The sequence below is a fragment of the Streptomyces sp. NPDC026575 genome, assembly GCF_055567415.1.
Genome location: NZ_JBVHQM010000043.1, coordinates 1 through 12,966, shown reverse-complemented (window position 1 = coordinate 12,966; position 12,966 = coordinate 1). Strand labels below are relative to the sequence as shown.

The window sequence follows — 12,966 nt, the reverse complement described above, 5'->3', positions numbered from 1 at the left end:
CCCGTCTTCTCTCCCGACGCCCCATCGCCTTCCCCTGCGCGGCCACCCGTCCACCCGCGCAACGGCGCCACCGGCACAATGGGACGGTGGAACAACCCCCCGAGCCGACCCCCGCCGTGGCGGAGCCGACGCCCCCTGCGCCCGCACCGACGGCCGCGGCGCCCGAGCCCATTGCCGAGGCACCGGAGCCCATACCGGTCACCCGGCCCGTCGACTGCGGCACCGCCAGGCTGCTGCCCGACGTCGACCGGCCCCGCGCCTGGCTGCTCACGGTGGACGGCGCACCCCAGTCGTACGTCGACCTCGACGCGCCCACGCATCTGGAGTTCGAGTACGTACAGCGCCTGGCCCACGTCCTGGACGAGGTGGCCGCCCCGGGGGAGCCGCTGGACGCGCTGCACCTGGGAGGCGGGGCGCTGACACTGCCGCGCTATCTGGCCGCCACCCGCCCGCGCTCCCGGCAGGACGTCATCGAGGCCGACCGCGGGCTGCTCGCCCTGGTGGCCGAGCATCTGCCGCTGCCCGGCGCCTGCGGTATCGCGGTGCATCCGCAGGATGCCCGTACCGCGCTGGAGGCGGCTCCGACGGCCAGCGCCGATGTCATCGTGGCCGATGTCTTCGGCGGCTCACGGGTACCGGCCCAGCTCACCTCGGTCGAGTACGCGCAGGCCGCCGCCCGGGTGCTGCGCCCGGACGGCTGCTACGCGGCGAACCTCGCGGACAGCGCGCCCTTTGCTTTTCTGCGCGGCCAACTCGCCAATTTCGCCGCACACTTCGAGCATCTCGCGCTGATCGCCGAGCCCTCGGTGCTGCGCGGCCGGCGCTTCGGCAACGCCGTGCTGCTCGCCTCGCGCGCCGAACTCCCGATCGCCGCGCTGACCCGGCGGGCGGCCGCCGACGTGTTCCCGGCGCGGGTCGAGCACGGTGCGGCGCTACGGCGGCTGATCGCGGACGCCGCGCCCGTACGGGACGCCGAGGCGGTGGCCTCTCCGGTGCCGCCCGACGGCGCGTTCAGCGTGGGCTGACGGGCGGGGCCTAGGAGCCCGAGGGCGAGTCGGTCGACGGCCGGCCGCCGACCGAAGCGGGCCGTCGGCCTCAGGGCGCGGGCGGGCCGGCCGACGGGGAGAGCGAGCCACTGGAAGGCTCTTCGCCCGGGTGCCCGCTCGGGTGGTCGCCAAGGAACTGGGCGGGCGGTTCGGCGCTGGTGGCGGGTTCCCGACGGGTCAGGCGGCGTACGTCGGGGACGCACAGGACCGCCGCGGTCAGCAGGGCGATCAGTGCCGAGCAGCCCCACAGGGCGGTGGTCCGGCCGATCAGGTCCTGTACGGGACCCGCCAGGGCGGTGGCCACCGGGACCATGGCCACCGAGCCGAACCAGTCGTAGGAGGAGACCCGGGAGAACTTCTCCTCGGGAATCTCCTGGTGCAGGGCCATCATCCACATCACCGCGAAGACCTCGATGGCGATGCCGGTGCCGAACATGAGCACCGTGAGTCCGGCGGCCGGCAGAGGTACGGCGAGCGCGGCGGACGGCAGGGCCAGCGGGAACACGCACAGGGTGCCGGTCAGGAGGATGCGGCGCGGTTTGAGGCGGGTCATCAGCAGCGCGCCGCCCGCGGTGCCGGCGCCGAAGGCGGCCAGCGCCAGCCCCCACGGGCCGGGGCCGCCCAGGTGCTGCTCGGCGACCAGCGGTCCGTAGACCGCCTCGGCCGCCGACACCACCGCGTTGACGATGGAGAACTGGACCACCACCGCCCACAGCCAGGGCCGGGCGGCGACCTCGCGCCAGCCGTCCCGCAGATCGTGCAGCAGCCCGCCGCCCGGCGCGCGCTCGGGGACCTCGCCGACGTCGAGGAACGCCCGCAGCGTCCCCGCGAGCGCGAAGGCGGCCGAGTCCACGGCCAGCACCCAGCCGGGGCCGACCGCGGCGACCAGCGCGCCGCCCAGCGCCGCGCCGCCGATGTTCGCGCCGTTCATGCCCATCCGGAACACGGCGAAGGCGCGTCCCGCCTGTGCTCCGGAGACGCTGGCGAGCACCATCCCCTCGGAGGCCGGCGCGAAGAACGCCTGACCGGTGCCGCCGAGCGCCGCCAGCACCGCCATCTGCCAGAGCCGCGGCTCCCCGGTCAGCACGAGCACGGCGAACAGGCCCTGGGAGGCGCAGTTGAGGGCGTTCGCGGCGACCATGACGCGGTGCCGGGGGATCCGGTCGGCGACCGCGCCGCCGATGAGCAGGAACAGGACCAGCGGGATGGTGCGGGCGGCGGCGACCAGGCCGACGTCGGTGGCGGAGCCGCCGGTGGCGAGGACGGCGAAGGCGGTCGCGATCAGCGCGCCGGAGCTGCCGAGGCCGGCGATCACCGTGGCGCCCGTGAGCAGCAGGTAGTTGCGCCCCGCCCAGCTCGGGCGGATCGGGCCGGGCCGCTTCCGCCCGTCGCCCGCTGCCCTGTCGTCGCCTATGTGCTGTTGTCCTGACCCCATGGGCGTCAACGATATGCGGCGGGGCGGACGGCCAGTACGGCGCCGTGATCCGGGCGCCGCGGGCAGTTCTCGGTGCCCCGTCCGGCCCGACTCTTCACAGCTAAGCTACCGCTAGGTAACATCAGCGTATGTCCTCTGAGACCCTGCCGTCGATCGGCGAAATGATGGCGGCATCCGTGCCGATGGTCCGCACCCTGAACCTGGAGTTCACCGAGACCACCGCCGAGCGCGCCGTGGTCCGCATGCCCGACCAGCCCGACTTCCACAACCACGTCGGCGGTCCGCACGCCGGCGCGATGTTCACCCTCGCCGAGTCCGCGAGCGGTGCGATCGTGATGACGGCCTTCGGCGACCAGCTCGGTCGCGCGGTGCCGCTGGCCGTGCGCGCCGAGATCGGCTACAAGAAGCTCGCCATGGGACCGGTCACCGCCACCGCGGAGCTGGGCCGGCCGGTGGCCGAGGTGGTCGCCGAGCTGGACGCCGGTGAGCGCCCGGAATTCCCCGTGAACATCTCCATCACGCGTGAGGACGGCGCGGTGACCGGCGAGATGAGCATCGTGTGGACCCTGCGCCCCAACAAGTGAGCCGCTGGACGGGCCGCCCTGGGGCCGTCGGGGCTTGAATCGTTCCGCCGAGAAGCCGGATGTCGCGTACCGCACGTGAATTCGGCTCTCGGTCGGCGCGATCGAGTACGCTTCCCGGGCGCGCTGCGGCGCGTCAGGGGAACGACCGGCACCGGCGTCACGGACGGCCGGGGCGACGGCCCACGGGGGCCCAAAATCAGCGGAGGAATCGGCGTTGCACATCCAGGAGTGGCTCGAGACCGTACCGGCCGTGAGCGTCTACCTCCTGGTGGGGGTGGTCATCGGCCTGGAGAGCCTGGGCATTCCGCTGCCCGGCGAGATCGTCCTGGTCAGCGCGGCGATCCTGGCCGCGACCCAGGACCATATCGATCCGTTCGTCCTGGGCGCCTGCGCGTCCGTCGGCGCGATCGTCGGTGACTCCATCGGCTATCTGATCGGCCGCAAGGGCGGTCAGCCCCTGCTGCAGTGGGCCGGGCGGAAGTTCCCCAAGCACTTCGGCCCCGACCATGTGGCCATGGCCGAGTCGAAGTTCGACAAGTGGGGCATGTGGGCCGTGTTCTTCGGCCGTTTCATCGCGCTGCTGCGGATCTTCGCCGGTCCGCTCGCCGGCGTGCTGAAGATGCCGTACTGGAAGTTCCTGATCGCCAACGTCCTCGGTGGCATCGTCTGGGCCGGCGGTACGACCGCGCTGATCTACAGCGTGGGCATCGTCGCCGAGCCGTGGCTCAAGCGCTTCTCGACGTGGGGACTGGTCGCGGCCGTGCTGTTCGGCATCGGCTCGTTCCTCCTCATGAAGCATCGGGCGAAGAAGGCGGCCGCCGCGCGCGAGGCGGCCGAGGCCCCGGTCGCCGCGACGGTCGACTGACCGCGTCCCAGGCCGCGCGTTCGTCGGGTCACGGCATCTGCCAGATGTCCGGCCCGCCATCCCGCCACTCGAAGACGCCGGTGTCGTCCCAGACCAGCCTCGTGGTGCAGAAACCGGCCCGGCGCAGGATCGCGGCCACATCGCCGGGGCGCAGCGCCCGGCCCAGATCCTGTCCGTGGAGCGTTACACGCCGGCCGCCGGTGCACGGCGGATGCACGATCACGGGGGCACGCTTCATGGCCCCAGGATGCGACCGCCCCCTGGCCCCCGCATCCCGAGCGCGGTCGGTACGTCACCCGGCGTGTTCGCGGCTCCGGGGCACGCCCTGAGCCCGTCTTCGCGCCGCCCACCTGCTCCCGGGTACGTCGGCCCGCCCGTTCCCGGGTGCGCCCGCCCGCTCTCAGGCGCGTCCGTCCGCCCGTGATCAAGACCCCGCCCGGAGCCGCGAGAAGAACGGCCGCCCCTTGGCGGTGCCACTGCCGTCGCCCTGCCACCAGGGAGCGCCCCGGCCGAGGTCCGGCACCGGGGCGCCGCCGCGTACCGCACGGCGCAGACCCGCCAGCAGGTTGCGGGCCCCCGCGATGAACAGCGGATCGCCGACGGCCTTCTTGGCCGCCAGCGCCTTGCGGCAGGCCCGCAGGGCCGCCGCCGGCTCACCGTGCGCCCGCTCGATCATGGCCTCGGCGTACAGGACCGTCGAGGACAGCCAGAAGTCCCCGTCGGAGTGCCGGCCCGCCCAGGCGCTGCGGGCCGCCGCCCGCGCCCCGTCCGCGTCGATCGGCGCGAGGGTGATGGCCAGCAGCGCCCAGCTGTGCGCCGGACCCGGTCCGAACCAGCGGTCCCGGGAGCGGTGCCCGGCGGCCTCCTCCAGCGCGGCCACGGCCGCCCCGGTGTCCTCGCGATACAGCGCCACCACGCCGTGCACATGCGCGATACGGGCCAGCCCGTCGGCGTCCGCATGCATCACCGCCGCCGTCCACGCCTCGTCCAGCAGCCGCTCCGCGGTGCCGAGCGCGTTCTCCTGCGCCGCCAGATAGCCGGCCAGCCACAGTGCCCGGGCCCTCAGCGCGGTGTCCTCCCGGGAGAGCAGCAGCAGCCGGTCCAGGTGCGCCCGCCCCTCATGGCGGAAGCCGCAGGCCGCCCAGTGGAACCACAGCGAGACCGCGATCTCCAGCGCGCCGAGCGCATCGTCCGCATCCTGCGGCGGATGGGTCAGCGCGGCGTCGAGGTTGTGCTGTTCGTCCTCCACCAGACGTACCGCGACCTGCTGGTTCGGGCCCTGCCAAGCGATCTGCGCCTCGGCCGCGAGCGCCGCACATGCCTGCCGGAAGCGGCGCAGCGCCGCGGCCTCCTCGCCCGCCTCGCGCAGCTGTGTGCGGCCGAAGTCGCGGGCGGCGCGCGCGAGCCGGTAGCGGGGCGGCAGCGTGGCCTCGGTGCCGTGCCGGGGGCCGCCGGCGTCCCGTACGCGTTCGATGACCGAGGCGGTACGGAGCCGCTCCAGCGCGCCGTCGACCGCGCCTGCAGGAACGTCACTGCTGGTGCAGACGCAGCCGGCGAGCCAGGGGTCGAAATCGCCGGGCAGCACCGAGAGCCTCGCCCAGACCCGCCGGTCGACGGGCGAGCAGAGCGCGTAGCCGGCGGCGTGCGCGGCGTAGAGCGAGGTGTGCCGCACGCTCACCGCCGGCCCCGAGTAGAACAGCGCGCCGTCCGCGCCCACCTCGGCCGCGAGCTGCGGCAGCGACAGCCGGTCCAACTGGTGCGCGGCCAGCGCGATCGCCAGCGGCGAACCCTCCAGCGCCTGGCAGACCGCGACCAGCAGCTCCGGGGCGGCCGGGCCGGTCCGCGCGGCCAGCAGCTCGACGGCCGGTCCGGCGATCCCCTCGCCGAGCGTCACCGGCAGCGTCGTGAGCCCGAACACCCGCTCCTCGGCGAGCCCCAGCGCACACCGCGCGGTCGCCACGATGCGCAGCTCCGGTTCGGCCCGCAGCAACCGCCGTACGAGCTGCGCGCACTCGCCGAGCATCGGATCGCAGTCGTCCAGCAGCACGGTCGCCCGTTGCCGCCGGCAGTGCGCGGCCAGCGCCGAGATGACCTCCCCGGCCTCCGCGGGATCGTCCGCGGGGGAGCCCCCGCCGCCCGAAGCGCCGCGCGCCGGCCTGCCGACGCACGGATGCGCGCTGCGCCGGGCGAGTGCCCGTGCGGTGAACCGGCGGGCGGCGTCCGGCAGCCCGGCCGCCCGCAGCAGCGCGTCGGTCAGACCGCCCTCGGCCAGGCCGTCCCAGCAGGCGACCCGGAGGACCGTGCCGCCGTGCCGGGCGGTGTGCTCCTCCAGGACGGCACGGGCCAGGACGCTCTTGCCCACCCCGGCGGGTCCGGTGAGCGTCACCAACGGAGCGGAGCGCAGCAGGCCGGACACCTGCTCGTGCTCAACGGCCCGCCCCACTACGCCGGAAAGCGGCCCTCGATCGGCCCACGCGGTCATCGGTCATCCCCAACCGCGGCACAGCGCCGCGCCCTTCCGATGGGGGAACCAACCATGCCAGAACCGACCTACCGGTAAACAGGCGGTGGCCGCATCGAACGAGGGAAAACCCGGCCGGTGCGCTTGACGCGAGGGCCGCCTTCTCGACGGCCGGAGAGCGGACCCGCAGGTCACAAGGCCGGGGTCGGCGTCGAGGGCACTCCGGCCGAACTTAGAGTGGTGTCTTTCGACCGGTATGGGGTGGCACCGTGGCTGCCCGTGGCACCGGCCCAAGGACCCGAGGAGAACGTCCCGATGAAGTGCCTGCGGTGGGGTGCCGCGGTGAGTGCGGTGGCTCTGGGGCTGCTGGCCGGATGCGGCACCGGCATGGACACCGTCGACGCGTCGAGCGTGCCGCGACTCAGGGCGCAGCCCGCGGACGCGGCCAACGGCAAGCCGCGGGTGGTCCCGCCCCGTGGCCCGCGCTCCTCGTTCGCCCCGTTCCGTACGACCGGTGACGACGGCACCCAGGTGGTGCGGACCCGGTGGCACGGGAGCAAGTCCGGTTTCACCGGCGACATATGGGCCTGGGTGCCGCCGCAGTACCACCAGGCGCGGTACGCCAAGAGCGGCTTCCCGGTGCTGATCGCGCTGCCCGGCGCCTACGGCTATCCCTCCAACTACTGGGCCGGGGCGTCGTTCGCGCTGCAGGAGCGGATCGCGCAGTGGTCGCGGCAGGGCAAGACGCTGCCGTTCATCGTGGTGATGCCGGTGCTCAATCCCGGCAAGAGGTACTACGACGGCAGCGACATCCCGGGGCAGCCGAAGATGGGCACCTGGCTGACCGAGGACGTACCGGACTTCGCGCGGGCCAACTTCCGTACGTACGCGGGCCGTGACGGCTGGGCCTTCATGGGGTCCTCGTCCGGTGGCTTCGCCGCGCTGAAGGCCGTGCTCAAACAGCCGGAGAAATTCCAGGCGGCCATCGTCAACGGCCCGGACACGGCGCCGGATTCACCGCTGTGGCGGGGCCACCCGGCCGAGATGCGCGCCAACGACCCGCGGTATCTGGCCCGGCGGCTGGCCGAGCGTCAGGGCCCGCCGGTGTACCTGGCGTTCGAGCTGGGCAGCCTGGAGGCCGCGGTGCCCGATGTGAAGGACTTCGTCAGGGACTACACCGGCGGGCCGATCCACTCCACGCTCTTCGAAATACCGGACGGTGTGCACAGCGCGCAGACCTATATGCAGCGCATGGCCGAGTCGCTGCACTGGATCAGCGAGCAGATGCAGGGACCCGTGCCGTCGGCGTGATTGCGGGCCGGAGCGCCCCGGCTCAGTCCTGGCCGCTCCCGGTCGCCTCCCGGTGCTGTGCCGCCAGTTCCAGATACATCGCGGCATTGACCTTGATCAGCTCGCGCTCCTCGTCGGTCAGCTCCCGCTTGACCTTCGCCGGCACCCCGGCGACCAGGGACCCGGGCGGCACCTGCATGCCCTGGGGGACCAGCGCCTGCGCGGCGACCAGCGAGCCCGCGCCGATGTGGGCGCCGTTGAGCACCGTGGCGCCCATGCCGATCAGTACGTCGTCCTCGACGGTGCAGCCGTGCAGCACCGCGTTGTGCCCGACGGAGACCCGCTCGCCGACGGTCACCGGGAAGCCGGGGTCGACATGCACGGTGCAGTTGTCCTGGATGTTGCTGTCGGCGCCGAGCACGATCGGGCCGCAGTCGGCCCGCAGCACCGCGTGGTACCAGACGCCGGCACCCGCGGCCAGCGTGACCTCGCCGAGCACCACGGACGTGGGGGCGCAGAACGCCGTCTGATCGATGCTCGGCTCCTTGCCGCCCACCTGAGAAATCAACGCCCGCTCCGCCATCACTGGATCTCCTTTGCCGCTTCTGGGCCGCGCCACCAGCACCGTAGACGACCGTCGCACCGCCGGGCGGGTGCGGCAGCCGGTGGGGCGAAGATCACAGCCCGGCGTGCGGCCGGTCGCCCGGCGGGCCGATTACGGTGTGCGGGTGCCGATAAACCAGAACGTGTTCTCATCCGTCGCGGCCTGGCGGCGCCGGGCCGTGTCGCGTGCGGTCCATCGCGGTGCGCGCTGGGTGAGAGAGGCCGCGGCCGTCTCGGCCGAGCGTCCGGGCCCGTACCGCTTCCGCCGGATCGGCCCCGGCACCCGGCTCGCCTTTCCGCAGGGCACGGTCTTCGGTGATCCGTGGATCGAGATCGGCGACTACTGCATCATCGCCCAGGACGTGACGCTGACGGCGGGCATGATGCCGGACCTCGATCTCGGCCCGGAGCCGATCCTCACGCTGGGGAACGGGGTGGTGCTGGGCCGCGGCAGCCATGTGATCGCGGATGTCCGGCTGACGATCGGCGATGACTGCTTCTTCGGCCCCGGCGTCTACGTCACCACCACCAACCACAGCTATGACGACCCCGAAGTGCCGGTCGGCAAGCAGTGGCCGCGCAGTGAGCCGGTCGCCATCGGCCCCGGCGGCTGGATCGGCACCGGGGCGGTGATCCTGCCCGGCGCGCGGCTGGGCCGGAACGTGGTGGTCGCGGCCGGGGCCGTGGTGCGCGGCGAGGTCCCCGACCACGCGGTGGTCGCCGGTGCGCCCGCCAGGATCGTGCGCCGCTGGGACCCGCAGCAGGGCTGGCAGCCGCCGCTGCGTACGCCCACGCCGGTGCCGATCCCCGAGGGCGTCACTCCGCAGGACCTGCTCGCGCTCGAAGCGTGGCAGGAAGCGGCGGCGGGGGAGGGGTAGGACGGGTCCGCGACGGCCTCCTGAGGCGCTGTCAGCCGGAGGCCGGCCCGCGACCTGGCCCCGGCCCCCCGGCCCGCTCGGGCCGGTCGTCAGCCGCCGGAGGCCAGCAGCAGCGAGCCGACCACCGCGAGGGAGGCGCCCGCGGTCTGGATCGCCCGCATCCGCTCCTTGAGGACGCCGAGCGCGGCCAGCGAGGTGACGACGGGGTAGAGCGAGGCGAGGACCGCGGCCATGGTCACCGGGCCGTGCTGGGCGGCGATGGCGTAGGTGCCGTTGGCGGCGACATCGGCGATACCGACGAAGGCGAGCATCGGCAGCGAGCCGCGCAGGGCCGGGAACCCGCCCTCGGGCAGCGCCGGGGTGCCGCGCCGCACCGACGCGTACAGCGCGGCGCCGCCGACCGCGATGTTGCACACCCGCTGGACGAACAGCGCCAGGAACAGCCCGGTGACGGTGGTGGACGCCTCCGCGATCAGCGCCATCACCGCGCCGAAGCCGAGCGCCGAGACCAGCGTCAGCACGATCGTCTGGCGGGCCACCGACGCGCCGCTTATCCGGGGACCGCCCGCCAGCAGTACGCCGACCACGGCCACCACCATGCCGGTCGCCTGCAGCAGGCCCGGCCGCTCGCCCGCCACGATGCCGATGCCGAGCGGTACCAGGACGGTGCCGAGCGCGGCGAGCGGGGAGACCACGCCCATCGGGCCGAGCGCCAGGGCGCGGTAGAAGCAGAGCATCGCCGCCGGTCCGACGACGCCCGCGCCGACCGCGAACCACAGCTGCGGTCCGGCCTCCCGCCAGCCTCCGGTGGCCACCACGATGGCGCCCAGCACCAGGGCGGCCAGGGTCTGCGAGACGACCACTACGGTCAGTGCCTGGAATCGCCGGGTGAGCAGTCCGCCGCCGAAGTCGGCGAGCCCCCACAGGAGGCTGGTGGCCAGGGCGAAGACCGCAGTCATGGTGAAACCTCGCAGTACAGTGAACCGAACGATTGAGTACACCACACCGTAGTGCAACAGATTGAACTGCGGTATTGAATATATTGGCCTACGACGTGGACGGACCGTGACGGATCTCGACCAGCTCACGCAGTCGCTCGCCCGCAACCTCAAGCACTGGCGCGCCGAGCGCGGCCTGACCCTCGATGCGCTGGCCGCCCGCGCCGGGGTCAGCCGCGGCATGATCATCCAGATCGAGCAGGCCCGTACGAACCCGAGCGTGGGGACCACCGTCAAGATCGCCGACGCGCTCGGCGTCAGCATCACCACGCTTCTCGACTACGAGCAGGGGCCGCAGGTCCGCATCGTGCCCTCGGACGAGGCGGTCCGCCTGTGGTCCACCGAGGCCGGCAGCTACACCATGCTCCTGGTGGGCGCCGAGGCGCCGGGGCCGTACGAACTGTGGGACTGGCGGCTGATGCCCGGCGACAGCAGCGCCTCCGACCCCCATCCGCCCGGCACCGTCGAGCTGATCCACGTCCGGGCCGGGACGCTGACGCTGGTCGTGGACGAGGTGGAGCACGAGGTGCCGGCGGGCGCCTCGGCGTCCTTCGAGGCCAAGGTCGCGCACGGCTACCGCAACGACGGCGGCGAGCCGGTCGAGATGACCATGTCGGTGATCATTCCGCTCGCCCGCTGAGACGGCCCGCCGACGGCCGGGCGGGGCTGTTAACTTGGCGAATATGCCTGCGCCGATGGATGCTTTCGACGATGTCCGGCCCGCCGCCGAGTGCCTGGACCTGCTGACCGGGCCCGTGGCCGCCGCGATCCGCACCTGGAGCGGATCCGTACCGGTCCAGGAGCTGCGCTACGTCGACACCGACCCGGCCATCGCGGACACCGCCACCCTCGTCGCACACCACGGTCCCTGGCTGCTGGAGCAGTCGGCGAACTGCGTGGTGGTGGCCGGCAAGCGCGGCGGCGAGACCACCCTGGCCGCCTGTGTCGTCCTCTCGCACACCCGCGTCGACGTCAACGGCGTGGTGCGCCGTCAACTCGGCGCCCGCAAGGCGTCGTTCGCGCCGATGGCGCAGGCGGTCGGCGACAGCGGGATGGAGTACGGCGGTATCACCCCGATCGGGCTGCCGGCCGACTGGCCGCTGCTCGTGGACGCCGCCGTCGCCGACATCCCGTACGCGCTGATCGGCAGCGGCAGCCGCCGCGGCAAGCTCATCGTCCCCGGCAAGGCGCTGACCGAACTCCCCGGCGCCGTCGTCCTGGAGGGCCTCGGCGTCGCCTAGGTCGCTTCTCGGGGACCACCACCACGGGCTCGCTGCGCGCCCACCGCGCGTCGGACACCGACACACATCGACGACGCATGTCGGCGACGAGCCGGTAATCCGAGTGGCAACGGCGCTCACGCCAGTGCCAGGATCACGCGCATGGCCCTCTCCCTCACTCAGCGCCGCTCGCCATGGGTCGTCTTCACGCGTCCACCCGACGCCTGGCTGCACGCCGAAACCGCCAGGCTCCAGGAGCAGGGCGGGCGAGTGCTCCGCATGGACGGCCGGGAGCTGCGCGAGCCCGAGGCCCTGTTCGCCGCGTTTGCCCGGGAGCTCTCCTTCCCCGGCTACTTCGGTCACAACTGGGACGCGCTCGTGGACTGCCTTCACGACTGGCACGGACACGAAGGCCCCACAGCCGACGTCGTGGTCCTGATCGAGCATGCCGATGAAGCACTGGCCTGGCGCCGCACGGCCTCGCAGCACGCCTGCCGAACCCTGCCGCGTCCCCTCGTTGCGCACTACGGGCGGGGTGGGGCGGTCGGGGTTGTACGGGAGCGCAGATCCAGTGAGAGCGGCGTGGAGTGTTCGGTGAAGCCCAGGCTGCGGTAGAGGGGCTCGGCGCCGTCGGTGGCGTGCAGATCCACGCGGCTGACGCCCTGGCCGGCGAACCAGTCGAGCAGCGCCTCGGTCGTGGCGCGGGCATAGCCTCGGCCCCTGTAGCGGGGGTCGGTGCAGACGTTGAAGACGAAGCCGAAGCGGCCCGAGGGGTGGCCCGGCGCCGGCAGCCGCTCCTCGACCGTCCCGACCGCGCAGGCGGCCAGATGCGGCGCACCGGGCTCGTCACCCGCCACCACGAACGCGCCCAGCCGCGGATCCGGCCCGGTCAGCATCCGGCGGGCCGCCGCTTCCGCGCCCCGTTCCCAACTCCCGGGTTCGTCACGCCCGTTCATCGCGTGGAACATCAGCCGGCGCAGCCGGACAATCTCGGCGGCATCCTGGGGAACGGCGGTCCGTATCGTGATCATGTCCGGACGCTAACGCACCCGCAGCTCAGCCCAAACGGGGTATCTCGATCGCCGGTGCCGCCGCTGGGGCGCCGCTGACCGTAGGAAGCGGTGAGGATCAGACGGCAGGCAGGATGTCCGACAGGGCTTCGAGTGGCCGCAAGTCGGTAGTGCTCACTCATCTGGATGGCAGACGACGCGCCGCCTCATCCGGTAGCCACAGGCACGCAAGGCTGGTGCCAGTGCCTGTGACTACTTCCGATGAGGGGTTCGTGATGGATCAGCCGCCACCATGCCCGCAGTGCCAAAACCCCCTGTGGAAGGACACGAGCACGACAGGCAAGGGGTATGAGAACTGGTACTGGACCTGCTCAGTGTGCTGGTTCCGCTGCGCGCCCTCTGATTCCGATCGGAGGAAATACCTTTATGGGTCACCAGGAAGACAACGCCATCCCGTGCACGGAGACCCCCGGGTGCCCCGGGACTAGGGCCTGTCCGATGGGTCCTGGCCGGGCCCGCGGCGTCTGGCACGGCACCTCGCGGCGTTGCCGAATCATCCCGATAGCTCCGCTATCG

General features: G+C 72.9%; 14 protein-coding genes. 8 read left to right on the top strand and 6 right to left on the bottom strand.

Annotation, left to right across the window (positions count from 1 at the left end; all coding sequences use genetic code 11):
- Window positions 1-170 precede the first annotated feature (170 nt).
- On the top strand, window positions 171-1,025 hold the full coding sequence (locus ACZ4NB_RS36415; protein WP_467667367.1) for a spermidine synthase: 855 nt from the start codon (window positions 171-173) through the stop codon (window positions 1,023-1,025).
- A 70-nt stretch (window positions 1,026-1,095) separates the two neighbouring features.
- Here the strand turns inward: ACZ4NB_RS36415 and ACZ4NB_RS36410 are convergent, their stop codons facing one another.
- Window positions 1,096-2,481: an MFS transporter gene (locus ACZ4NB_RS36410; RefSeq protein WP_467667331.1), complete on the bottom strand. Its 1,386-nt coding sequence runs from the start codon at window positions 2,479-2,481 to the stop codon at window positions 1,096-1,098.
- A gap of 128 nt (window positions 2,482-2,609) precedes the next feature.
- Here ACZ4NB_RS36410 and ACZ4NB_RS36405 point away from each other — a divergent pair, with 128 nt between their 5' ends.
- A complete protein-coding gene (locus tag ACZ4NB_RS36405; RefSeq protein WP_467667330.1) occupies window positions 2,610-3,065 on the top strand; it encodes a DUF4442 domain-containing protein in 456 nt (151 codons plus the stop codon).
- A gap of 214 nt (window positions 3,066-3,279) precedes the next feature.
- Window positions 3,280-3,930 (top strand): DedA family protein, encoded by a 651-nt coding sequence (locus tag ACZ4NB_RS36400; protein WP_467667329.1) that lies wholly within the window; start codon window positions 3,280-3,282, stop codon window positions 3,928-3,930.
- 28 nt (window positions 3,931-3,958) lie between these two features.
- Here the strand turns inward: ACZ4NB_RS36400 and ACZ4NB_RS36395 are convergent, their stop codons facing one another.
- Both ACZ4NB_RS36395 and ACZ4NB_RS36390 read right to left on the bottom strand, forming a co-directional pair.
- Complete coding sequence (locus tag ACZ4NB_RS36395) at window positions 3,959-4,168, bottom strand: hypothetical protein (RefSeq protein ID WP_393490684.1); 210 nt, start codon at window positions 4,166-4,168, stop codon at window positions 3,959-3,961.
- A 186-nt stretch (window positions 4,169-4,354) separates the two neighbouring features.
- Window positions 4,355-6,412 (bottom strand): ATP-binding protein, encoded by a 2,058-nt coding sequence (locus tag ACZ4NB_RS36390; protein ID WP_467667328.1) that lies wholly within the window; start codon window positions 6,410-6,412, stop codon window positions 4,355-4,357.
- Between the two features lie 294 nt (window positions 6,413-6,706).
- On the opposite strand from ACZ4NB_RS36390, the gene ACZ4NB_RS36385 reads away from it, so the two are divergent.
- Complete coding sequence (locus ACZ4NB_RS36385) at window positions 6,707-7,702, top strand: alpha/beta hydrolase (RefSeq protein ID WP_467667366.1); 996 nt, start codon at window positions 6,707-6,709, stop codon at window positions 7,700-7,702.
- Between the two features lie 22 nt (window positions 7,703-7,724).
- Here the strand turns inward: ACZ4NB_RS36385 and ACZ4NB_RS36380 are convergent, their stop codons facing one another.
- A complete protein-coding gene (locus ACZ4NB_RS36380; protein WP_467667327.1) occupies window positions 7,725-8,264 on the bottom strand; it encodes a gamma carbonic anhydrase family protein in 540 nt (179 codons plus the stop codon).
- 163 nt (window positions 8,265-8,427) lie between these two features.
- Here ACZ4NB_RS36380 and ACZ4NB_RS36375 point away from each other — a divergent pair, with 163 nt between their 5' ends.
- Window positions 8,428-9,162, top strand: a complete 735-nt coding sequence (locus ACZ4NB_RS36375) for an acyltransferase (RefSeq protein ID WP_467667326.1) — start codon at window positions 8,428-8,430, stop codon at window positions 9,160-9,162.
- A gap of 89 nt (window positions 9,163-9,251) precedes the next feature.
- Here the strand turns inward: ACZ4NB_RS36375 and ACZ4NB_RS36370 are convergent, their stop codons facing one another.
- A complete protein-coding gene (locus ACZ4NB_RS36370; protein WP_467667325.1) occupies window positions 9,252-10,121 on the bottom strand; it encodes an EamA family transporter in 870 nt (289 codons plus the stop codon).
- A 106-nt stretch (window positions 10,122-10,227) separates the two neighbouring features.
- On the opposite strand from ACZ4NB_RS36370, the gene ACZ4NB_RS36365 reads away from it, so the two are divergent.
- From ACZ4NB_RS36365 to ACZ4NB_RS36355, 3 genes are all read left to right on the top strand, one after another.
- Complete coding sequence (locus tag ACZ4NB_RS36365; RefSeq protein ID WP_467667324.1) at window positions 10,228-10,800, top strand: XRE family transcriptional regulator; 573 nt, start codon at window positions 10,228-10,230, stop codon at window positions 10,798-10,800.
- Between the two features lie 43 nt (window positions 10,801-10,843).
- Window positions 10,844-11,401: a YbaK/EbsC family protein gene (locus tag ACZ4NB_RS36360; protein ID WP_467667323.1), complete on the top strand. Its 558-nt coding sequence runs from the start codon at window positions 10,844-10,846 to the stop codon at window positions 11,399-11,401.
- Window positions 11,402-11,542: 141 nt separating this feature from the next.
- Window positions 11,543-11,995 (top strand): barstar family protein, encoded by a 453-nt coding sequence (locus ACZ4NB_RS36355; protein WP_467667322.1) that lies wholly within the window; start codon window positions 11,543-11,545, stop codon window positions 11,993-11,995.
- On the opposite strand, the gene ACZ4NB_RS36350 is transcribed toward ACZ4NB_RS36355, so the two are convergent.
- Window positions 11,905-12,411 (bottom strand): GNAT family N-acetyltransferase, encoded by a 507-nt coding sequence (locus ACZ4NB_RS36350; protein WP_467667321.1) that lies wholly within the window; start codon window positions 12,409-12,411, stop codon window positions 11,905-11,907. The genes ACZ4NB_RS36355 and ACZ4NB_RS36350 overlap by 91 nt on opposite strands.
- Window positions 12,412-12,966: the final 555 nt, after the last annotated feature.